Consider the following 21,854-nt stretch of genomic DNA (forward strand, 5'->3'; position numbering starts at 1 on the left):
GGGGCGGGAGAGACGACATGGAGACCACGCGACAGGCCGGGCGTCAGCGGTCGGCGGCCGAGCGCCGTCGCCGGGAACTGCTCGAAGCCGCGGACCGGGTGGTGCTCAGGGACGGGCCCCAGGCCTCGATGAACGCCATCGCCGCGGAGGCGGGGATCACCAAGCCCATCCTCTACCGGCATTTCGGCGACAAGGGCGGCCTGTACCGCGCGCTCGCCAAGCGTCACACCGACGCCCTGCTCAGCGCCCTGCGCGCCGCGCTCGACGCCCCGGCCGACCGCCGCGAGCGGGTCGAGGCGACGCTCGACACCTATCTCGCGGCGATCGAGGCCCGGCCACAGGTCTACCGGTTCCTGATGCATCCCTCCGACAGGTCGGCCGATCCGGCCGACCCGGCCGCCGTGGAGCAGGGCTTCGACGTCGGCCGGCACTCCGCGCCGCTGCTGCGGCGCCTCGGCGAGGAACTGGCCATGGTGATAGCCGAACGGGTCGATCTGGGCCCCGGCAACGAGGAGAGCGCACGCATCTGGGGGCACGGCATCGTCGGCATGATGCACGCGGCGGGCGACTGGTGGCTCGGCGAACGCCCCTGCTCCCGGGCCCAGTTGGTGCACAGCCTGGCCGATCTGCTGTGGGGCAGGCTGGCCATGGTGAGTGACCGCCCCGGCGGGCCCGGCTTCTGAGCCGGCCCCGGCGGCGGCCGTCAGCCGGTCCGTCCGGCGCCCGCCCACGGAGCCCGGCGCGCGGCGCGCAGCGCCCTGGCCCGCCGCAGCCCGGTCAGCCGGTCGGTGTACACGGCGCCTTCCAGGTGATCGCACTCGTGCTGGAGACAGCGCGCGAAGAAGCCGGTGCCGACGATCCGTACCGGTTCGCCGTCCCGGTCCGTCCCCTCGACGACGGCGCGGTCGTGACGGGGCGTGCCGGCCTCGATGCCGGGCAGCGACAGACAGCCCTCCGGGCCGCGCACCATGCCGCCGTCCGCCTCGACCAGTACCGGGTTGACCAGATGGCCCAGATGACGGACCTCCTCGTCGTCCGGGCAGTCGTACACGAACACCCGCAACGGCACGCCGATCTGGTTGGCGGCGAGCCCCACGCCCCGCGCCGCGTACATGGTGGCGAACATGTCCTCGACCAGCCGGCCGAGCGAGGGGCCGAAATCGGTGACGGTCCCGCAGGCGGCGTGCAGCACCGGATCGCCGAGCAGGCTCATGGCGCGGACGAGTCCGGAACTGCCGGGGATCGGGCGGCTTCGCATGGCGGCAAGCGTACGTTCCGCCCCGTCCGGGCCTGCCCGGCGGTGCCGCGATGCGGCCCGACGCCCCGGACCTGGATAGGCTGGGCGTGGACCGATGCAAGGAGGATCTAGGACGATGGCAGGCAACACGGAGCCGTTGTCGCCGCGGGCCAAGCTGGCGGTGACGGCGGGCAAGGCCGCTGCGGCGGTGTCGCGCGCCGCGGGGCGCGGCAGCGGGTCGGTGATCGGCGGCCGGGTGGCGCTCAAGCTCGACCCCGACCTGCTGGGGCGGCTGGCGCAGCACCTGGACGTGATCCTCGTGTCGGCGACCAACGGCAAGACCACGACGACCCGGCTGATCGCCGAGGCGCTTCGGGCCGCGGGGCCCGTCGTGTCGAACGCGCTCGGCGCGAACATGCCCGCGGGCATCACCTCGGCGCTGGCGGGTGGATCGGACGCGAAGTACGGCGTGATCGAGGTGGACGAGAAGTACCTCGCCGGGGTGGCACGGGACACCACGCCGAAGGTGATCGCTCTGCTCAACCTCTCGCGCGACCAGCTGGACCGGGCCGCCGAGACCCGGATGCTGGCGGAGAAGTGGCGTGAGGGCCTGTCCGGTTCGAAGGCCGTGGTCGTCGCCAACGCCGATGACCCGCTGATCGTCTGGGCGGCGTCCTCCTCCCCCAACGTGGTGTGGGTGGCGGCCGGCCAGGCGTGGAAGGACGACGCCTGGTCCTGCCCGTCCTGCGGTGGCGTGATGCAGCGTCCCGGCGACGACTGGTACTGCGGCGAATGCGGTTTCCGCCGCCCCGCCCCGAGCTGGGCGCTCAACGGCGACTACGTCCTGGACCCGCACGGGTCGGCCTGGCCGATCCACCTCCAGCTGCCCGGCCGCGCGAACAAGGCGAACGCCACCAGTTCGGCCGCCGTCGCGGCCGTCTTCGGGGTACCGCCCCAGGTCGCCCTGGAGCGGATGTACCAGGTGCAGGCCGTCGCGGGCCGCTACGACGTCGTCTCCTTCCTCGGCCGCGAGCTGCGGCTGCTGCTGGCGAAGAACCCGGCGGGCTGGCTGGAGACGTTCTCGCTGATCGATCCGCCGCCCACCCCGGTGATCCTCTCCGTCAACGCCCGCGGCGCGGACGGCACGGACACCTCGTGGCTGTGGGACGTGGACTACACCCAGCTCGCCGGCCACCCGATCTTCGTGCTCGGTGACCGCAAGCTGGACCTCGCGGTGCGGCTGGAGGTCGCCGGGCTGGACTTCCGGGTCTGCGCGACGCTCGACGAGGCCGTGCAGCAGGCACCGGCGGGCCGCATCGAGGTCATCGCCAACTACACCGCTTTCCAGGATCTGAGGCGTCGTGTCGGCAACTGACCCCCGCAGCGGTTACGCGCACCCCGGTCCCGCCTACTCCCGTAAAGGACGAGGAAGCATGAGCAACAACGGCCTGCGTCTCGTGTGGGTCTATCCGGACCTGCTCAGCACCTACGGAGACCAGGGCAACGCCCTGGTGGTGGAGCGCAGGGCCAGACAGCGCGGTCTCGACGTCTCCCGGGTCGACGTGCGCAGTGACCAGCCCATCCCGACGTCCGGTGACATCTATCTGATCGGCGGCGGTGAGGACCGGCCGCAGCGGCTCGCCGCCGAGCGGCTGCGCCGGGACGGCGGTCTCAGCCGGGCGGCTTCGAACGGGGCGATCATCTTCTCGGTCTGCGCCGGTTACCAGATCCTCGGCCATGAGTTCATCAACGACCTCGGCGAGCGCGAGCCCGGTCTCGGACTGCTCGACGTGTTCTCCACCCGGGGCGAGGGCGACCGGTGCGTCGGCGACGTGCTGGGCGACATCGACCCGCAGCTGGGCCTGCCGCCACTGACCGGCTTCGAGAACCACCAGGGCGTCACCCATCTCGGACCGACGGCCAGGCCGTTCGCCCGGGTGCAGTTCGGCCGGGGCAACGGCACGGGTGACGGCACCGAGGGCGCGTACAACGACACGGTCTTCGGTACGTACATGCACGGCCCGGTGATGGCGCGCAACCCGCAGATCGCCGATCTCCTGCTGAAGCTCGCCCTCGACGTCAACGCCCTGCCGCCGACCGACGACCGGTGGTACGAGGCGCTGCGTTCGGAGCGGATCGCGGCCGCCACCCAGCCCGCCTGACCGGGGGCGCGTCGGCGCGTCGGCGTGCGTCCGGGGCCGTCCAGCAGTCGGACGCCCGGTTCAGTCCCGCCACCCCGCGCCGGTAGGGTGGCGGAGATCCAACCGGACGACGTGGTCCGGTCGTCGGCCCACGTTGCAAAGGTTCCCCGGGCAATGCGAATTGGTGTGCTCACCTCCGGCGGCGACTGCCCCGGCCTCAACGCCGTCATCCGTTCCGTCGTGCATCGCGCGGTGGTCGACCACGGCGACGAGGTCATCGGCTTCCACGACGGATGGCGGGGCCTCCTCGAATGCGACTACCGCAAACTGGACCTCGACGCGGTCAGCGGCATCCTGGCCCTCGGCGGCACGGTCCTCGGCTCGTCCCGGGTCCAGCCGGCGCATCTGCGCGGCGGGGTGGAGCGGGCCCGGGGCCATGTGGCCGACCTGGGTCTCGACGCGATCATCCCGATCGGCGGCGAGGGCACGCTGAAGGCGGCCAGCCTGCTCTCCGAGGCGGGGCTGCCGATCGTCGGCGTACCGAAGACCATCGACAACGACATCGCGTCGACCGATGTGACCTTCGGTTTCGACACGGCCGTCGGGGTCGCGACGGACGCCCTCGACCGGCTGAAGACCACCGCCGAGTCGCACCAGCGGGTGCTGATCGTCGAGGTCATGGGCCGGCACACCGGCTGGATCGCACTGCACTCGGGCATGGCGGCCGGTGCGCACGCCATCGTCGTCCCCGAGCGCCCCTTCGACATCGACGAGCTGACCGAACTGGTCGGGCGCCGGTTCTCGGCGGGCAAGAAGTTCGCGATCGTCGTCGTCGCCGAGGGCGCGAAGCCGCGCGAGGGCTCCATGGACTTCGACACCGGCGGCAAGGACGTGTACGGGCACGAGCGTTTCGCCGGGGTCGCCCGTCAGCTGTCCGTCGAGCTGGAGCACCGCCTCGACAAGGAGGCCCGCCCGGTGATACTCGGCCATGTGCAGCGCGGTGGCACCCCGACGGCGTACGACCGGGTCCTGGCCACCCGTTTCGGCTGGCACGCGGTGGAGGCGGCGCACCGCCGTGAGTTCGGCATGCTGACGGCGCTGCGCGGCACGGACATCGTGATGGTCCCGCTGGCGGAGGCCGTGGAGACGCTGAAGACGGTTCCGGCCGAGCGGTACGCCGAGGCGGAGTGCGTCCTCTGAGGAGAACCGTCGCACCCTCCCGCGGGTGACGACACCGGGACATCCCGACCGCCCCCGGCCGCGAGCGCGGCCGGGGGCGGTTCTACTCTGGTGCGGACAACCGGCACGAATCGGGGATGTCCCCATCGGGAGTGAACAGATGGATCACAGCGGACACGGCATGAACATGGATCTGCCGCCGTTCACGCTGGGACGGGGCCTGGAGTTCTCGGCGGAGCCGTTCTTCCTCACCGGCTGTGTCCTCGCGATCGTGCTGTACGTGTACGCCGTGGCCCGGCTGCGCCGGCGCGGGGACGGCTGGCCGGTCAACCGGATCGTCTTCTTCGTCGTCGGCGTGCTGTCCGTGGCCCTGGTGATGTGCACCAAGCTGAACGACTACGGCATGGTCATGTTCAGCGTGCACATGGTGCAGCACATGGTGATCAGCATGCTGTCGCCGATCCTGCTGCTGCTGGGCGCTCCGGTGACGCTGATGCTGCGCGCGCTGCCGGTGGCCGGGCGGCGGGGCCGGACCGGGCCGCGCGAGCTGCTGCTGAAGCTGCTGCACAGCCGGTACATGCGGGTGATCACCCATCCGGTGTTCACGATCCCGCTGTTCATCGCCAGCCTGTACGGGCTGTACTTCACCCCGCTCTTCGACTTCCTGATGGGGTCGACGGTCGGACATCTCGCGATGATGGTGCACTTCCTCGCCGTGGGGCTGGTGTTCTTCTGGCCGATCATGGGCATCGACCCGGGTCCGCACCGGCCGGGATACGTGATGAGGATGCTGGAGCTGTTCGCCGGGATGCCGTTCCACGCGTTCTTCGGCATCGCGCTGATGATGGCGTCGCAGCCGATGGTGGAGGCGTACAGGAACCCGCCCGCCTCGCTGGGCCTCGACGCGCTCACCGACCAGAACGCGGCGGGCGGCATCGCCTGGGCCTTCAGCGAGATCCCCTCGGTGCTGGTGCTGGTCGCGCTGGTCTTCCAGTGGTACCGCTCCGAGCAGCGGACGGCGAAGCGGTCGGACCGGGCGGCCGACCGGGACGGTGACAAGGAGCTGGCGGCGTACAACGACTACCTCGCCGGGTTGCGGGCGCGGGGACAGTGACGCGGGACGGTAGCGGCGGACCGGCGTTCGGGGGGACGATGGTGCGGACGGCCGCGCGGCCGACGAGGAGGGTGCGCGCATGTCCGGATCGACGAAGACGATGGGAGTGCTCACCACCGGGGCACTCGTGGCGGTGACCGCCTACACGGTGGCGCTCGGGAGCAACGGCTGGCTGTGGTTCGGCTGGGTGGTGCTGGGACTGCTCACGATCGCGATGGTCGCCACCCGGGACGGCTGAGCGCGGCGGCCCGGGTGCCCGGTCCGGCCGGGCACCCGGGCCCGCTCAGGAGCCGTCGGCCGGGGCCGCTCCGACCGCCGCCGGGCGCGGCGGGCCGTGGTGTGCGGTCGCCCTCACCGGCCGCCGAACCTGACGGTCAGCTCGTACTTGAGGATCTTGCCGCTGGGACCGAGCGGGAAGGCGTCGACGAACCTCACCTGGCGCGGGTACTTGTACGCCGCCAGCCGCGCCCTGCTCCAGCCGACGATCTCCTCGGCGAGCGCCGGGTGCGGGGCCGTGCCCGGCCGTGGCCGCACGACCGCGCAGACCTCCTCGCCGTGCACCTCGTGCGGCAGACCGATGACGGCGACCTGGGCGATCGCCGGATGCCGGGCCAGTACCTCCTCCACCTCGCGGGGGTACACGTTGTAGCCGCCCCGCAGCACCATGTCCTTCTTCCGGTCGACGATCGTCAGATAGCCCTCGTCGTCCTTGACGCCCAGGTCACCGGAGCGGAACCAGCCGTCCACGATGGCCTCGGCGGTCGCCTCGGGGTGGTTCAGGTATCCGGCCATCACGTTGTGTCCGCGGATCACGATCTCGCCCAGCCGGCCGGGCGGCAGCAGTTCGATCCGGTCCTCGACGTCCGAGCTGGCGATCTCGACGTCGACCCCCCAGATCGGACGGCCCACGGTGCCCGGTCTGCACGGCCACGCCTTCTGGTTGTACGCGACCACGGGGGACGTCTCGGTGAGGCCGTACCCCTCGTAGATCGGGCAGCCGAACGCCCGCTGGAACTCCTCCAGGACACTCACCGGCAGCGCCGAGCCGCCGGAGAAGGCACGGTCGAGCCCCGGCCGTCGCGGGTCGTGCCGGGCCGCTTCGAGCAGCGCCACGTACATCGTGGGGACCCCCATGAAGAGCGTGCAGCCCTCGTCCACCATGAGGTCCAGTGCCCCGGGCCCGTCGAAGCGCGGCATCAGCACCAGGGTCGCGCCGGCCCGGAAGCAGGTGCTCATCCCGCAGATCTGGCCGAAGGTGTGGAACAGCGGCAGACAGCCGAGCAGCACGTCGTCGGCCCGGAAGTCGAACGGTGACAGCACCGTCGTGTCGATGTTCATCACCACGTTGAGGTGGGTGAGCATCGCGCCCTTGGGCAGGCCGGTGGTGCCCGAGGTGTAGAGCACGAGCGCGATGTCGCCGGGGTCACGCGGCACGTACCGGTCGATCGGCTCTGCGCGCTCGGCGAGCGCGTCGAGTCCGGGTAGGTCCCCGTCGGACTCCGTCAGTACGGTGAGCAGGGGCGTCCCGGTGGTCTCCGCGGCCCCCCGGCCCTCGCGCAGCAGCGGTCCGGCGCAGATCAGGGCCCTGGCTCCGCAGTCGCGCAGCACGTGGGCGATCTCCCGCTCCCGGAGCAGCGCGTGCACCGGCACCACGACCGCTCCGAGGGCGAGGACGCCGAAGTACGCCATCGGGAAGTGCGGGGTGTTGGGCAGCAGCAGCGCGACCTTGTCGCCGGGGCCGATCCCGCGTTCGCGCAGCACGGCGGCGTACCGCCGGGCGGCCGTCCACAGCTCGTGGTAGGTCACCTTCCGTGAGCCGGAGACGAGGGCGGGATGACCGGGGCGGCGCAGGGCGGTCTCGGCGAGCACGGCGGCGGCTGAGAGCGTCATGGCTCAGCCGCCCGCGTTCGCCGCCAGCCTCGTCCTGTCCGGTTTCCCGGCGCCGGTGAGGGGGAGCTGCGGGTGGACGGTGATCCCCCGCGGGACGTGTTTCGGGGTCAGCTCGGCGGCGACGTGGTCGCGCAGCGCGTCGGCGGTGGTCCCGGCGCCGTCGCGGAGCACCACGGCGGCGTGCAGGTACTCGGTCCTGTCCCGGTCGCGTACGCCGAACGCCGCTGCCTGGACGACGTCCGGGTGGGCCAGCAGGGCGTTCTCGACCGTCACCGGGTGGATCTTGATGCCGTTGGTCTTCAGTACGTCGGCGACCCGGCCCCGGATGTGGATGTAGCCGCGCTCGTCGGTGCTGCCGAGGTCCCCGGTGTGCAGCCAGCCGTCCCGGAGGGTGCGGGCGGTGAGACCGGGGTCGCCGACATAGCCCTTCATCGCGAACGGGGAGCGCACACAGATCTCACCGGTCTCGCCGGTGGCCAGATCGCGGCCGTCGTGCGGGTCGCGGATGCGGACCTCTCCGAGGAGGGGCCGGCCGGCCGTGTCCAGCAGCTCCGGCTCCTTGTGTTCGGCGGGGGTCAGCATGCTGATGGCGCCCGCCTCCCCGGTTCCGTAGACCTGGATGAGGGCGTCGCCGAAGATCCCGGCCGCGGCGGCCAGCCGTCGCGGTGACGCGGGGCAGCCCGTGTAGCAGAGCATCTGGAGGCTGGACAGGTCGGTGGCCGTGAGGTCCGGGTGGTCCATGAGCAGATACAACTGCGGGGGCGAGACGAGCAGCCGGGTGACGCGGTGCTCCGCGACGGCGCGCAGCACCTCGCCCGCGTCGAACCCGTCGTGCAGCACCGCCGCTCCCCCGGAGGCGAGTGAGTCGTCGGTCGTCTGGCCGCTGGAATGGCTCATCGGGAGCGTGGCCAGATACACCGCGCGCCAGCCCATCCGGAGTCCGGCCGCGATGAAGCCGTTCCGGGTCCGGAAGTCGACCGCGATCCCCTTCGGCTTCCCGGTGGTGCCGCTGGTGTAGGTCACCACGGCGGTCCTGGTGGGGTCGATCTCGACCGCGGCCGGGTCGAACGCCTTAGGGTCGCCGTCGGTCAGGTCGAGGACGCCGGGGCCGAGGTCGCCGAGCGCGGCCAGCGTGAGCGGTGTGTCCAGGAGGGCGCGCAGTTCGCGGGCGAGCGCCAGATGGTCCGCGTCGACGGCCAGTACGGTGGCGCCGGTCTCCTTGAGGATCTGGAGTTCGGCTTCCGTGGCGATCCGGTCGTCGGGGTCGACGGCGTTGGTGGTGTGGAGATGGACCACCGTGGCACCGGCCAGGTTCGCCGCGTACCGCAGGATCAGTGTCGCCGGTGAGTTGGTGACGGTGAGGATGGCGACGACCGTGCCGGTCCCCGCCGTGTCGCCACTGTCGGCGGGCGCGTTCTCCGCGCCGCTCCCGTGCCGGTGCAGGACATGGGCGGCGGTGCGCACCGACGCGTCGAACCCGGCCGCCGTGACGGTCCCGCCCCGCCAGGTCAGGACCGTCTTCTCCGGCTCGGAGGAAAGCACTTCGAGGATTTTGTTGACATAGGTTTCGCTCGCGGACATGGAGTTCTCCAGTCGGGCGCTCGGCAGGATCTGCGACGAGCGTAACAGCGTGACGAAGTGTTCGAATCGATATTCCCGGACGAACTCGCAGACAATTACGGGCAATTCGACGAACGGCGCCCGACGCAATGTCGCGGCCCACGCTATTGAAATGATACGGGCCCCTGGGAAGATGGCTTCGGTTCGAAGAAATCCATCTCCGTCGACCACTGACCGACGGGCGGGCCAGGCGCTGCCGCGTCACGCCGGGAAGAGCACCTGTTGTCATCGGCATGAGGGGGCCGAGCCCCGTGCAGTCACGGTTCCCAGAGAGCGAGTTGACGTCATGACCCATTATCTGGACTTCTTTTCGCAGCACATGAAGGAATTCGAGTCGACGGGCGGTAAGCGGGAGTTCCTGGAGATCGGCCGACGCGCCGGGCACTTTCCCGCGGCCCTCAACAGCAGGGACGGGGTCGACTCCGAGATCAGCGTCTGGTGCAGCAACGACTATCTGGGCATGGGGCAGCATCCGTCGGTGCTGGCCGCGGCCCGGGACGCCCTCGACTCGTTCGGGGCGGGGGCCGGCGGGTCCCGGAACATCGGCGGAACGAATCAGTACCACGTGCTGCTGGAGAAGGAACTGGCCGATCTGCACGGCAAGGAGGAGGCGCTGGTCTTCACGTCCGGGTACACGGCGAACGACGGCTCCCTGTCGGTCCTGGCCGGGCGGGTGCCGGGCTGCGTGGTCTTCTCCGACGAGTTGAACCACGCGTCGATCATCGACGGGCTCCGGCACAGTGGCGCCGAGAAACACATCTTCCGTCACAACGACACCGCGCATCTCGCCGAACTGATGGCGGCGGCCGATCCGGAGCGTCCGAAGATGATCGTCGCGGAATCCGTCCACTCGATGGCGGGCGATGTCGCCCCGTTGGCGGAGATCGCCGGCATCGCGGAGCGGTACGACGCGATGACGTTTCTCGACGAGGTGCACGCGGTCGGGATGTACGGACCGCAGGGTGCCGGGATCGCCGCGAGTCTGGGACTGGCCGACAGGTTCACGGTCATCATGGGAACCCTGGCCAAGGGGTTCGGCACCACCGGCGGGTACATCGCGGGGCCCTCCGCGCTCATCGGCGCGGTGCGGGCGGTCTCCCGCTCCTTCATCTTCACGACGGCCCTCCCGCCCGCGGTGGTGGCGGGCGGTCTCGCCGCCGTGCGTCATCTGAGGACGTCGGACACCGAACGCGACCGGCTCGGCGGGAACGCGCGCCTGATGCACCGGCTGCTCACGGAGCGCGGGATTCCGTTCCTCTCGGACATGTCCCACATCGTGTCCGTCTTCGTGGGCGAGGAGAGCCTGTGCAAGGAGATCTCCGCCATCCTGCTGGAGCGGCACGGCATCTACGTCCAGGCCATCAACGCGCCGAGTGTCCGGGTCGGTGAGGAGATCCTGCGGGTGGCCCCCGGCGCCGTGCACAGCCCCGACGACGTACGCGAATTCGTCGGGGCGCTGGACGGGATCTGGGATGAGCTGGAGGTCCCCCGGTCGGCGCGTACGCGGGCCGCGCGGACGGGGACGGCCCAGCACTGAGCCCCGGTCCGGTGGCCGCTCCCCACCTGGGGGCGGCCACCGCCGGGGCCGGGTCGTGTTCCCTCCCGGTTACCGCCGGGGTTCCGGGACGGCCCGCGAGGCCGGCGCGTCGAGGTCGCGCATCGGATTCAGACGGTCCTCGCCGAACCGTTCGCGCAGCTGGTGGTCCGTCACCCCGAGGCCGGTGCGCGGCGCCAGGCAGAGCACCCCGACCTTGCCGATGTGCTGGTTGGTCTGGACGTGCCGGACGGCGTCGGCGGCCTCGGTGAGCGGATAGACCGCGGACAGGGTGGGGACGAGCTGTCCGAGCCGGAAGAGCCTGTTGCACTCCCACTGCTCCTGGAAGTTCGCCCCATGGCTGCCGATCACCCGCTTGAGATTCATCCACAGGTAGCGGTTGTCGAACTGGTGCTGGTACCCGGTGCTCGAACCGCAGGTGACGACCGTTCCGCCCCGGCGGACGACGAACACGGAGACGCCGAAGGTCGCCCGGCCCACGTAGTCGAAGACCACGTGGGGGTCCTCACCGGTCTCCGCCCTGATGATCCTGCCCAGCCGCTTCCCCAGCTCGATCGTCTCCTCCGGGGTGGCCGGGGGTTTCCCGGCCATGCCGATGTCGGCCCGGTCGATGACGACGTCGCAGCCCAGCTCGCGCACCCGCCGGGCCTTCTCCCGCGAGCCGACCACTCCGACGGCGATGCCTCCGCCGTTCTTGACCAACTGCACGGCGTAGCTGCCGAGGCCGCCGCTCGCGCCCCAGATCAGCACGATGTCCCCCTGCTTGATGCGGGCACCGCGCTCGCTGACCAGCATCCGGTACGAGGTCGCCGCGCACAGCATCATGGAGGCGGCCTCCTCCCAGGTCAGATGCGCCGGTTTGGGCAGCAGCTGGCTGGCACGGGCCACGCCGTAGTGCGCCAGACCGCCGAAGTTGGTCTCGAAGCCCCAGGCGCGCTGCTCGGTGCCCATCATCCCGTCGCCGTGCGTGGCGGGTTCCTGGTCGTCGACCTGGACGGCGCTGACCACGACGTGGTCGCCGACCCGCCAGCGCCGCACCCCGGCACCGACCCGCACGACGACTCCTGAGGCGTCCGAGCCCACCACGTGGTACGGCTGGTCGTGCCGCGCGGCGAATCCGCCCTGCCGGCCGAAGCGCTTGAGAAAGGCGAACGTGGGGACGGGTTCGAAGGTCGCGGACCAGACGGTGTTGTAGTTGATCGAACTGGCCATCACCGCGATCAGCACTTCGTCCACGGCGAGTTCGGGCATGGGTACGGAGCCGAGCCGGAGGGACTTCCGTACGTCCTTGTCGTCGGCGTCACCGAACATCCCGACGTCCTCGGCCCGCAGATGGACGGCGGTGTACTCGTCCGGTACCGCCTCCCGCTCCAACCGCTCCGGGGAACTGCCATCGAGCACCGCTTCGGCCAAGAGGTCCATAGAATTCCTCTGCGTCATCTGGAGACACCCGCGCGGCGGGGAACAGTCACGGGACCGCGCTCGGTACGAAATGGTGAGTGACGGAAAGCGAATAGCGGATGCGCCACGTCATTGCCCGTCCGAGCAGCACGGTACGACGAGTGCGGTCCGGTGCCAACCCTTATCCGGTTCCCCCTATTTCACGGCTGCGGGACGGCCCCGACGAACACCTGGGAAACAGGAGTGTTCTTTCGTTTCACACCGCCCCGCAGGCCCCGGGGGTCCGGTCCCCGGGGGGAAGTTCCCGGTTCTCCTCAATTGGCCGGTAATCATCGGAAGGTGACGCCCTGACCGGAGACGTCTCCGCCCGGAGAGCCACTCGGCGCCCTTCCCGTTCCCTCGCACGGCAGCGTGCCGACGACCTGTACCGGTGAGCCTGGCCTCCGCCGGCACGACGACAGATCGTTGCCACCCCGGTCACTTCTCAAACCATCGACGTGAAAATTGCGGACCTGCGGAAAGTGACACGTTCGGCGGTCACGAGACAATAAGCTATGGAAGAGGTCGCCTTTTCGGAAGAAGGGAACAGTTGTGCTATCTGACACCTTTTCCGTCAGCCTTCTCGGTCCGCTCACAGCGGAGCGAAATGGCCAACCGGTCACTCTCGGCCCGGCCAAACAGCAGTGCGTACTGGCCGCGCTGCTGATGGACGCGAACCGTGTGATCTCCATGAACACACTGATCGACCGGGTGTGGGAAGACACCCCGCCGGCCTCCGGAAAGAACGTGCTCTACAGCTACATCGCGCGCATCCGCCGTACGCTCTCGGCCGGTACCGGTCACACACCCGGCGGGCGTCCGGGCGAGGACACGGCGTATCGCGGCGGTCCGCGCATCCGCCGCTCCCTCGGCGGCTACACGGCCGAGATCGATCCCGCCTCGATCGACGTCCACCGGTTCCGCTCGCTCGTCTCCGCCGCCCGGCAGTGCGGCGACCACTACGAGCGCTCCGCGCCGCTGTACCGGCAGGCCCTGGACCTGTGGGACGGCGAAGCGCTTCAGGGCATCGGCGGCCCGTGGGCGGAATCCGTCCGGGAGACCCTGTCCAGGGAACGTGTCGCGGCGCTGCTCGACCACCACGCCCAGGAGCTGCGCGCGGGCCACCATCTCGCGGTGCTCGGCGATCTGGAGGTCCTTGCCACCGACCGGCCCTTGGACGAGGTCGTACTGCGGCACCTGATGATCGCGCTGGACAGGGCCGGACGCCGGGCCGACGCCGCCGCGCGGTACGAGCGCACCCGTCGGCGGCTGGAGGCGGAACTGGGCATCGCGCCCAGCCCTCTCTCCCAGATGCTCTACGGTCAGTTGCTGCGGAGGTCCGCCTCCACCGTGCTCGGTCCGCCCCGCTCGCAGAACTCCGGGGCGTGCGAGGTCGCGGCCTCGTCGGTCTGACCGGTGTCGCGGCCCCGACCGGCTCCGAGCGGGTACGGGACCGCGGGAGACGGAAGCGGCCGATCGACGCACCCGCGCACCACTCGCTTCGCGCTCCCCACGGGCGGGGGTGGGCGAACCGGGGAGGGAACGGCCGGCCGGCCGACCGGGTGGACGAACACCGGTACCGGTACCGGCACTGTCCGGACCAGCCGCCGGACAGGCCGTCACCCGTCACCCGTCACCCGTCACCCGTCACCCGTCACCCGTCACCCGTCACCCGTCAGGCCAACGTCGCCTCGCCATGTCCCGGCACGGTGAAGCGGGTGGCCAGACAGGTCCGCACATCGGCCACCAGTCCGCCGCCGATGTGTTCCGGGCCGACCGTCTCCGCCCGAGCCAGCGCCGCGGCGAGATTCCGTTCGGTACGCGGCCGGTCCACGGGCCGCTTCAGCGACGGGTGGTCGTCGGACGGGCCCCGGGACCGCTGCACACGATGGCCGACCAGGGTGAGGCCGCTGCCCTCCAGGAGACTCAGGTACCAGCCGAGCAGCCGGCGCAGTATGGCGACACGATGCTCGGGCCGTTCCTCCAGCTCGGCGCGTTCGCGGGCGTAGGCGCGCAGCGGGTGGTCCAGACGGTAGAGGTGCTGGCCCTCCTCGCGCAGCAGATGGGCGTCGACCAGGGTGTCGAGGACGTCCTCCGCCTCGTCCTGCGAACACTCCAGCAGCACCGCCGCCGTCTCCAGCTCGAAGCTCGACATGTCGACCACTCCGAACGCCCTGAAGGCCGCCCGCAGATCGGTGCCGAGCGCGGAACGCGGCGGCAGCGAGGCGTACGCGGCGTCCAGGGTGGCGCGGATGGCGAGATCGCCCACCTGCATCTCGTCGAGCGTCCGCCGCGGGTCCGCCAGCCGTTGCGCGACGCCGCTCAGACTCCGCCGGGGCCGTCCCCGCAGCCGGGCCCCGACGATCCGCACGGCCAGCGGCAGCCCTGAGCAGAGTTCGACCACGCGCCGGGCGGCCTCCGGTTCGGCGTCGGTGCGGTGCCTTCCGACAAAGGCACGCAGGATGTCCAGCGCCTCGGTCTCGTCGCAGTCGGGGAGGCCCACGGCGTGGGCGCCCTCAAGATCGGCGAGCCGGTCCCGGCTGGTGACCAGGACCCTGCTGTCACCGGCTCCCGGCAGCAGGGGACGGACCTGCGCGGCGTTCCGGGCGTCGTCGAGCAGCACCAGGGTCCGGCGGTCGGCCATCAACGACCGGTAGAGCGCGATGCGTTCGCTCCCGCTCCGGGGAACGGCCGTCTCGGGCACGCCGAGGCCGGTGAGGAACCGGGCGAGGACGTCGTCGGGCTCCGCGGGCCGGTCCCGGGTGCCGGCGAGGTTCGCGTACAGCTGGCCGTCGGTGAAGCGTCCCCTGTCCAGGTGGGCGGCGCGCAGGGCCAGCGTGGTCTTGCCGATGCCGCCGCGTCCGGTGATGACGGTGGTCGTGGCGAGGGCGGCCGCGGGTTCGGTCCCGCGCAGCGATCGGCCCAGTTCGTACAGCTCCCTGGTGCGGCCCGTGAAGTCGGGCAGGTCCGGCGGGAGTTGGGCGGGCTCGGTACGGGCGACGACGAGGTCGGCGGGGCCCTGTTCGGCCGGCTCGGGCAGATGGAGGGTGCCGGGCGGTGGCTTGGGCGGCTCGTCCTCGGCGGACAGGATGCGCCGGTGGATCTCACGCAGGCCGGCGCCCGGTTCCGCGCCCAGCTGCTCGACCAGGACCGCCCGGGTACGCAGGAACAGTTCCAGTGCCTCCTGCTGCTGGCCCGAGCGGAACAGGGCCAGCATCAGACGGCCGACGAACGCCTCGCGCAGGGGGTGTTCGCGCACCAGCCGCCACAGCTCGGGCAGCATGTCGGCGTGCCGTTGCAGGGCGAGTTCCATGTCCATGCGCCAGCCCAGGGTCTGCAGACGCAGCTCCTGGAGGTAGCAGACCTCGGCGTCGTGCAGCGCCTTGGACGGGACGTCCAGCAACGGGTCGTGCCGCCACAGCGCCAGGCCCTGTTCCAGCCGTGCCACGGCGCCGCGCAGATCACCCGCGTCGGCGAGGGTTCCGGCGGCCCTGCGGTGTTCGGTGAACCTGCCCAGGTCGGTCTCGCACTCCTGGAGTTCCATGAGATAGCCGGGGGCGCGGGTGGTGATCCTGGCCGCTCCCGCGGCGCCCAGCACGTGGCGGAGCCGCATGACGTAGGTACGGATGGTGGCCGCCGCGCTCGGCGGGGAGTCGCCGTCCCAGACGAACCTGGCGATGCTGTCGACCGAGACCACTCGGTTCGCGTTGAGCAGCAGGGTCGCGAGGACGATGCGCTGCCGGGGGGCGGACACCCTGAGTTCGGCTCCACCCGTGCGGACCACCAGGGGCCCGAGAAGCAAGAATTCCATATGTGTCGGACACCTCCGTCATCGCACGAACTGCCCCACCTGATCGTCACGGTTCGTACGTTCCGCTTCGCCTCCACGAACGTGCCGGAACTCGGTGAAATAAATCTGGCAAGTATCTTGAACGACTCTCTCCGGCTGCTCCAACCGGCGCTTTCCGGCCGATTCGTGGACACGGGCGCCGACGGTGTACGGAAACGGCGTCGAGGACTTCCCGGGAGCACCGGCGGGACGGCCCGTTCCCCACCGGGCCGGTCCGGGGCCGGGGGTGAGAAGTCTGGGGCCGGCAGGGGGCGTTTAGGGGTGTCCGCCGTTTCGTCCGACTGGCTACATTGCTCGACCAAGTGCCCTCTTCGGGCACCTGTCCGCCGCGCACGGCGGGCGGACGCCGGGAGAAGGGACACCGATGGACGGTCACGCCTCCGATGACGAACTCTGGCTGCGGCGCTACCACCCGGCGCCCGGGGCGGGGGTCCAGTTGGTCTGCTTCCCGCACGCCGGCGGGTCGGCCAGTGCCTTCTTCGCGATGGCACAGGCCCTGGCGTCCTGCGCGGACGTCCTCGCGGTGCAGTATCCGGGGAGGCAGGACCGGCGGTCCGAGGCGTGTGTCGACAGCATTCCCCGGATGGTGGACCGGATCGTCCCGGTGCTGGCCCGGCGGACGGACGACCGGCCGCTGGCCCTGTTCGGGCACAGCATGGGCGCGACCGTCGCCTTCGAGGTGGCCCGGCGGATGGAGGGGTCCGGCGGCCGGGCGCCGCTGGTGCTCTTCGTCTCGGGCCGACGACCGCCCGAGTCGGTGCGCGCCGAGTCGGTCCACCTCCGCGACGACCGGGGCATCCTGGCCGAACTCGACCTGCTGGGCGGGTCGCTCTCCGCGGCGCTGACGGACCCGGAGATCCGCGCGATGGTCATGCCGTCGATCCGCAGCGACTACCGGGCGGCGGAGACCTACACGTACACCCCCGGGCCGCCGCTGACCTGCCCGGTCGTCGCGCTGACGGGGGACGCCGACCCGAGGGCCGCGGTCGAGGAGGTCGCGGGGTGGCGCGCGTACACCGAGGGCCGCTTCACCCTGCGGGTCTTCGAGGGCGGTCACTTCTTCCTCAACGACCGTCCCACGGCGGTGCAGGACGCCGTCCGCGATCATCTGGGCGCCCTGCGGGTGCCGGGACCGGATACCCGCTGACCGAGAGGTTGAGTGAGGCATGTCCAATTCCGAGACCGAGGAACTGCTGCGCGTGATCGAGCGGCTGGGGCGCTGCGTCGACTCCTTGCGGAGCCGGACCGGCGAGTCGGCGATGACGCTGAGGCTCGTGAACACCGTGGAGCGGCTGCGGATCGACGCCGCCGACCTGTACGGCGTGCCGCGCCCGCTCCCGGCGGGTGACGGGCTCTTCGTGGCCGTGCCGGACGATCCCTACGATCCGGGTCTGTGGCACGGGGCGGACGACGAAGGGGTCGGCGGCCACCGCCCCCACCTTCCCACGGAATTCGGCATCATTTCCTGAGGGAAATCCGCCGGGAACCATGTCTTAATTCCACTGCCGCGCTCTTGAGGAGAATGCGGATTCGCCATTAAAATTCCGGTATGGCAGACCAGTTGAACATCACTCCGCATCTCCTGGACTACGTCAGGGAATTCTCACTGCGTGAGGACGACATTCTGCGCGAGCTGCGTGCGGAGACCGGCGAGCTGCCCGGCGGGCAGGCCATGCAGGTGCCCGCCGAGGAAGGGCAGCTGCTGGCGCTGCTCGTGGGCGTCACGCGGGCGTCGACGGTCCTGGAGATCGGTACCTTCACCGGCTACAGCACGTTGTGCATGGCCCGCGCGCTGCCCCCGCGAGGCCGTCTGGTGACCTGTGACATCAGCGCGCGCTGGCCGGAGATCGGCGCCGGTCACTGGAAGCGGGCGGGGGTCGCCGACCGGATCGAGCTACGGATCGGGGAGGCCGTGGAGACGCTGGCGGAATTGATCGCCGCCGGGGGCCAGGAATCGTACGATCTCATTTTCATCGACGCGGACAAGGCCAATTATCCGCGGTACTACGAACTCTCCCTCTCGCTGATCAGGCCGGGGGGTCTGATCGTGGTGGACAACACGCTCTTCTTCGGCCGGGTCGTGGACCCGACCGCGTCGGACGCGGACACCGCCGGTGTGCGGGAGCTGAACGCGCTGCTGCGTGACGACGACCGGGTGGAGATCAGCATGCTCCCGATGGCCGACGGCATCACGCTCGCGCGCCGGAGGTCCCGCTGACGTACGTGAGCCGCCCGGGTCCCGGGCGGCTCGCGTACGCGCCGTTCACACCCTGGACGTGACCACCCCGTCGGCGGGTTCCCGCCCCGTCAGCCGGACGGCCTCCACCCGGACGTAGGTCGGTGCCGGCTGCCGTACCGGTGCCAGGTGCAGCCGCTGGACACCCTCCGCCCCGGCGGGGGCCGTCGCCGCTTCCCGGCAGACGCACGGCTGCTCGTCGAAGCCGGCGAACCGGTAGGCGATCTCCATCATGCGGTTGCGGTCGGTGCCGCGGAAGTCGGCCAGCAGATGGGTGCCGGCCCGCGCCGCCTGGTCGACGAGCCAGCTCAGGATCGTCGCTCCGGCGCCGAAGGACACCACCCGGCAGGACGTGGCGAGCAGCTTGAGGTGCCACACCTCGGGGCGCTTCTCCAGGAGCAGCACCCCGACGGCTCCGTGCGGCCCGAAGCGGTCGGTGAGCGTGACCACCAGCACCTCGTGGCCCGGGTCCGCCATCAGCTCGCGCAGGACCCGGTCCGGGTAGTGCACCCCCGTCGCGTTCATCTGGCTGGTCCGCAGGGTGAGTTCCTCGACCCGGGACAGCTCCTCGTGGGTGGCCCGGCCGATGCGCATCTCCAGTTCGAGGGAGCGCAGGAACTCCTCGTCCGGGCCTTCGAACCGGGTGCGTTCCGCCTCGCGCCGGAAGCCCGCCCGGTACATCTCGCGGCGGCGCCGGGAGTCGACGGTGCTCACCGCAGGGCTGAACTCCGGCCGGCCGGCGAGGGAGGCGGCCTCCTCGGCCGGGTAGCAGCGCACGTCGGGGAGGCGGAAGGCGACCTCCGCGCGTTCGGCCGGCTGGTCGTCGATGAAGGCGATGGTCCGGTGGGCGAAGTTCAGCCGTTCGGCGATCCGGGCGACCGCGTCCGACTTCCGCCCCCAGCCGATCTCGGGCAGGACGAAGTACTCGGCCAGACCCAGCTCCTCCAGCCGTGACCAGGCGAGGTCGTGGTCGTTCCGGCTGCACACGGACTGGAGGATGCCCCGGGAGTCCAGTTCGACGATCAGTTCGCGCATGCCGTCGGGCAGCAGCACCTCGGCGTCCTCCAGGAGGGTGCCCCGCCACAGGGTGTTGTCCAGGTCCCAGACGAGGCACTTCACCAGGGCGGGTGGTGGGGTGGGTTCGTCGCTCATGTCCTTGCTCCTTGCTCCTTGGCGTGCGGGTGCGGAGGAAAGCGTGGGGCGGGGCGTTGCCGGTGGCCGGTCACAGCGGCATGGTCAGGACGTGTTCGGCCAGCATCAGCTGGCACAGCTCGTTGCTGCCCTCGATGATCTCCATCAGCTTGGCGTCCCGGTAGGCACGGGCCACCGGGTGCCCGTCGCGCGCGCCGGCCGATGCCATGACCTGGACGGCGGTGGCGGCGCCCCGGGCGGCGTGACCCGCGCCGATGTGTTTGGCCAGCACCGTCGCGATCACCATCTCCGGGGAGCCGTTGTCCCAGCAGCGGGAGGCGTGTTCACAGGCGCGGGTGGCGATCTGCTCGGAGACGAGGAGTTCGGCGAGGTGCCTGGCCACCAGCTGGTGCCGCCCGATCGTCTTGCCGAACTGTTCGCGTTCCCTGGCGTGGGCCGCGACGGCGGCCAGACAGGCGCGCAGGATGCCGACGCAGCCCCAGGCCACCGACATCCGCCCGTACGCCAGGGCGGTGGTCACGAGCAGCGGGAGCGACTGGCCGGCGCCGCCGAGGACCTGGCCGGCGGGCAGCCGGACCGCGTCCAGCCGGACCTCGGCGTGCCCGGCCGCGCGGCAGCCCAGCGGGTCGGCGACGCGTTCCACCCGTACGCCTGGGGTGTCGGCGGGTACCACGACGGCCGCTCCGCCGTCGCCCAGACGTCCGAACACCACGAGGAGGTCGGCGTAGTGAGCGGCCGTCACCCACACCTTGCGGCCGTCGACGACGACGGAGTCGCCGTCCCGGGTGATCGTGGTGGTGATCGCCGACAGGTCGCTGCCCGCCCCCGGTTCGCTGAATCCGACGGCGGCCAGCTCCCCGCCGGTCAGCCGGGGCAGCAGCGCCGCCCGCTGTCCCGGTCCGCCGAGCCGGTCGATGGTCCAGGCCGCCATGCCCTGCGAGGTCATGACGCTGCGCAGCGAGCTGCACAGGCCGCCGACGTGCGCGGTGAACTCTCCGCCGAGCGCGCTGTCCCAGCCGAGCCCGCCGAACTCCGCGGCCACCTCCGGGCACAGCCGTCCGGCGGCGCCCAGCTCACGCAGCAGTCCGGCGGGGAGCAGACCCGCCCGGTCCCAGGCGTCCGCCCGGTCACCGACGAGGCCGGTGACCGAGGCCGACGCCTCCGCGAGCGCGTCACTCACCGGCGTCCCCGGAGGCCGGTCGCTGGAGCCGCCCGGTCAGGGCGGCCATGCCGCGTACCGTACGGAAGTTGTCGAGCCGGAGGTCGGCGCCGCGGATCGAGATGCCGTACGTCTTCTCCAGATGCACCACCAGTTGCATGGCGAACAGGGAGGAGAGCCCGCCGGAGGCGAACAGGTCCAGGTCCTCGTGCCACTGTGTCCTGGTCCGCGCCTCCAGGAAGACCAGGAGTTCCTTCTCCACGACGGCGGTGGGGGTCACCGCGGGGCGCGACGCGTCGTCGGACGAGACCGTCATGACATTTCTCCTTCGTACACGTAGAAGCCACGGCCGCTCTTACGGCCGTGGTGGCCCTGGCGCACCTTCTCCAGCAGCAGGTCGCACGGGCGGCAGCCCTCGTCGCCGGTGCGGTCGAGCAGCACCCAGAGGGAGTCCACGAGGTTGTCGAGACCGATCAGGTCGGCGGTGCGCAGCGGGCCGGTGGGGTGGCCCAGACAGCCCCGCATCAGCGTGTCGACGGCCTCGGCGGTCGCCGTGCCGTCCTGGACGACCCGGACCGCGTCGTTGATCATCGGGTGGAGGACCCGGCTGGTGACGAAGCCGGGGGCGTCGTTGACCACGACGGGTTCCCGGTGCAGGACGCCGAGCAGTTCGCGTACGGCCGCCATGGTGGCGTCACCCGTGCGCCTCCCGCGGATGACCTCGACCGTACGGATGAGGTACGGAGGGTTCATGAAGTGGGTCCCGACGACCTCGGCCGGGCGTGCCGCCGCGGACGCGAGTTCGTCGATGGGGATGGCCGAGGTGTTGGACACCAGGACCGTGCCCGGCGACACCGCGGCGGAGACCTCGGAGAGCACTTTCGCCTTGAGTTCCGCGATCTCGGTGATGGCCTCGATCACGGCGTCGGAGCCCGCCGCGTCCGTCACCGAGGCGCTGGTGGTCAGCTCCCCCGTGGGCGCGCCGTCCGGCAGCGCGCCCATCAGACGGGCCAGTCGCAGCTCGTGTTCGATACGGTCCCCGGCGGCGGCGAGCTTGTCCCGGTCCGTGTCGACGAGCAGCACCGGCACGCCGTGCCCCACGGCCAGGGTGGCGATGCTCGCGCCCATCACCCCGGCGCCCAGCACGGTGAGCCGGGGTGTCCTCCCGGTATCGGTGTCCATGTTCTCCGGCATCTCCTGTTCCTCTGTCCCTAACGGGATCACCCGTCGGAACGGCCGTCGGGAAAGGGCCTCTCGGTGGGCCTCTGAGTGGATTTCTGA

20 protein-coding genes are annotated in these 21,854 nt (G+C 71.1%); 11 read left to right on the forward strand and 9 right to left on the reverse strand.

Going from position 1 to position 21,854, the window contains the following annotated elements:
* The first annotated feature begins 17 nt into the window (after positions 1-17).
* Positions 18-683, forward strand: coding sequence for a TetR family transcriptional regulator (locus PZB75_RS01975; protein WP_275533538.1), 666 nt, complete (start codon positions 18-20; stop codon positions 681-683).
* A 20-nt stretch (positions 684-703) separates the two neighbouring features.
* Here the strand turns inward: PZB75_RS01975 and def are convergent, their stop codons facing one another.
* Positions 704-1,258 carry a peptide deformylase gene (gene def, locus PZB75_RS01980; RefSeq protein ID WP_275533539.1) on the reverse strand — a complete coding sequence of 185 codons (555 nt, stop codon included), beginning with the start codon at positions 1,256-1,258 and terminating at the stop codon, positions 704-706.
* Between the two features lie 115 nt (positions 1,259-1,373).
* On the opposite strand from def, the gene PZB75_RS01985 reads away from it, so the two are divergent.
* The 5 genes from PZB75_RS01985 (at position 1,374) to PZB75_RS02005 (ending at position 5,909) form a co-directional block, all read left to right on the forward strand.
* Entirely contained in the window at positions 1,374-2,612 is a 1,239-nt protein-coding gene (locus PZB75_RS01985; RefSeq protein WP_275533540.1) for a MurT ligase domain-containing protein, read from the forward strand.
* A gap of 58 nt (positions 2,613-2,670) precedes the next feature.
* Positions 2,671-3,399 carry a glutamine amidotransferase gene (locus PZB75_RS01990; protein WP_275533541.1) on the forward strand — a complete coding sequence of 243 codons (729 nt, stop codon included), beginning with the start codon at positions 2,671-2,673 and terminating at the stop codon, positions 3,397-3,399.
* Between the two features lie 153 nt (positions 3,400-3,552).
* Positions 3,553-4,578: a 6-phosphofructokinase gene (locus PZB75_RS01995; RefSeq protein WP_275533542.1), complete on the forward strand. Its 1,026-nt coding sequence runs from the start codon at positions 3,553-3,555 to the stop codon at positions 4,576-4,578.
* A 139-nt stretch (positions 4,579-4,717) separates the two neighbouring features.
* Positions 4,718-5,671 carry a cytochrome c oxidase assembly protein gene (locus PZB75_RS02000; protein ID WP_275533543.1) on the forward strand — a complete coding sequence of 318 codons (954 nt, stop codon included), beginning with the start codon at positions 4,718-4,720 and terminating at the stop codon, positions 5,669-5,671.
* Between the two features lie 79 nt (positions 5,672-5,750).
* Positions 5,751-5,909, forward strand: coding sequence for a hypothetical protein (locus PZB75_RS02005; protein WP_275533544.1), 159 nt, complete (start codon positions 5,751-5,753; stop codon positions 5,907-5,909).
* A 113-nt stretch (positions 5,910-6,022) separates the two neighbouring features.
* Here PZB75_RS02005 and PZB75_RS02010 read toward each other — a convergent pair whose 3' ends face one another.
* Both PZB75_RS02010 and PZB75_RS02015 read right to left on the reverse strand, forming a co-directional pair.
* Positions 6,023-7,561: a long-chain fatty acid--CoA ligase gene (locus PZB75_RS02010; RefSeq protein ID WP_275533545.1), complete on the reverse strand. Its 1,539-nt coding sequence runs from the start codon at positions 7,559-7,561 to the stop codon at positions 6,023-6,025.
* Between the two features lie 3 nt (positions 7,562-7,564).
* Positions 7,565-9,142, reverse strand: a complete 1,578-nt coding sequence (locus PZB75_RS02015; protein WP_275533546.1) for an AMP-binding protein — start codon at positions 9,140-9,142, stop codon at positions 7,565-7,567.
* A gap of 325 nt (positions 9,143-9,467) precedes the next feature.
* On the opposite strand from PZB75_RS02015, the gene hemA reads away from it, so the two are divergent.
* A complete protein-coding gene (gene hemA / locus PZB75_RS02020) occupies positions 9,468-10,718 on the forward strand; it encodes a 5-aminolevulinate synthase (protein WP_275533547.1) in 1,251 nt (416 codons plus the stop codon).
* 69 nt (positions 10,719-10,787) lie between these two features.
* Here hemA and ccrA read toward each other — a convergent pair whose 3' ends face one another.
* Positions 10,788-12,158 (reverse strand): crotonyl-CoA carboxylase/reductase, encoded by a 1,371-nt coding sequence (ccrA, locus tag PZB75_RS02025; protein ID WP_275533548.1) that lies wholly within the window; start codon positions 12,156-12,158, stop codon positions 10,788-10,790.
* Positions 12,159-12,728: 570 nt separating this feature from the next.
* Between ccrA and PZB75_RS02030 the strand changes: the two genes are divergently transcribed.
* A complete protein-coding gene (locus PZB75_RS02030) occupies positions 12,729-13,589 on the forward strand; it encodes a BTAD domain-containing putative transcriptional regulator (protein WP_275533549.1) in 861 nt (286 codons plus the stop codon).
* A 262-nt stretch (positions 13,590-13,851) separates the two neighbouring features.
* Here the strand turns inward: PZB75_RS02030 and PZB75_RS02035 are convergent, their stop codons facing one another.
* Positions 13,852-15,987, reverse strand: a complete 2,136-nt coding sequence (locus PZB75_RS02035) for a BTAD domain-containing putative transcriptional regulator (protein ID WP_275533550.1) — start codon at positions 15,985-15,987, stop codon at positions 13,852-13,854.
* A 403-nt stretch (positions 15,988-16,390) separates the two neighbouring features.
* Here PZB75_RS02035 and PZB75_RS02040 point away from each other — a divergent pair, with 403 nt between their 5' ends.
* From PZB75_RS02040 to PZB75_RS02050, 3 genes are all read left to right on the forward strand, one after another.
* The gene (locus tag PZB75_RS02040) at positions 16,391-17,173 is read left to right on the forward strand and encodes an alpha/beta fold hydrolase (RefSeq protein WP_275533551.1); all 783 of its coding nucleotides are present in this window, start codon (positions 16,391-16,393) and stop codon (positions 17,171-17,173) included.
* A 19-nt stretch (positions 17,174-17,192) separates the two neighbouring features.
* Positions 17,193-17,495 carry a hypothetical protein gene (locus tag PZB75_RS02045; RefSeq protein WP_275533552.1) on the forward strand — a complete coding sequence of 101 codons (303 nt, stop codon included), beginning with the start codon at positions 17,193-17,195 and terminating at the stop codon, positions 17,493-17,495.
* 80 nt (positions 17,496-17,575) lie between these two features.
* Positions 17,576-18,244 (forward strand): class I SAM-dependent methyltransferase, encoded by a 669-nt coding sequence (locus tag PZB75_RS02050; RefSeq protein WP_275533553.1) that lies wholly within the window; start codon positions 17,576-17,578, stop codon positions 18,242-18,244.
* 45 nt (positions 18,245-18,289) lie between these two features.
* Here PZB75_RS02050 and PZB75_RS02055 read toward each other — a convergent pair whose 3' ends face one another.
* From PZB75_RS02055 to PZB75_RS02070, 4 genes are all read right to left on the reverse strand, one after another.
* Positions 18,290-19,414 (reverse strand): HAD-IIIC family phosphatase, encoded by a 1,125-nt coding sequence (locus PZB75_RS02055; protein WP_275533554.1) that lies wholly within the window; start codon positions 19,412-19,414, stop codon positions 18,290-18,292.
* Between the two features lie 70 nt (positions 19,415-19,484).
* On the reverse strand, positions 19,485-20,594 hold the full coding sequence (locus PZB75_RS02060; RefSeq protein ID WP_275533555.1) for an acyl-CoA dehydrogenase family protein: 1,110 nt from the start codon (positions 20,592-20,594) through the stop codon (positions 19,485-19,487).
* Positions 20,587-20,889 carry an acyl carrier protein gene (locus tag PZB75_RS02065; protein WP_275533556.1) on the reverse strand — a complete coding sequence of 101 codons (303 nt, stop codon included), beginning with the start codon at positions 20,887-20,889 and terminating at the stop codon, positions 20,587-20,589. Before PZB75_RS02065 ends, PZB75_RS02060 begins: the two co-directional genes overlap by 8 nt.
* Positions 20,886-21,767: a 3-hydroxyacyl-CoA dehydrogenase family protein gene (locus tag PZB75_RS02070; RefSeq protein ID WP_275533557.1), complete on the reverse strand. Its 882-nt coding sequence runs from the start codon at positions 21,765-21,767 to the stop codon at positions 20,886-20,888. The genes PZB75_RS02065 and PZB75_RS02070 overlap by 4 nt, the downstream gene beginning before the upstream one ends.
* Positions 21,768-21,854 lie beyond the last annotated feature (87 nt).

It is taken from the genome of Streptomyces sp. AM 4-1-1 (assembly GCF_029167625.1).
Taxonomy (GTDB): Bacteria; Actinomycetota; Actinomycetes; order Streptomycetales; family Streptomycetaceae; genus Streptomyces.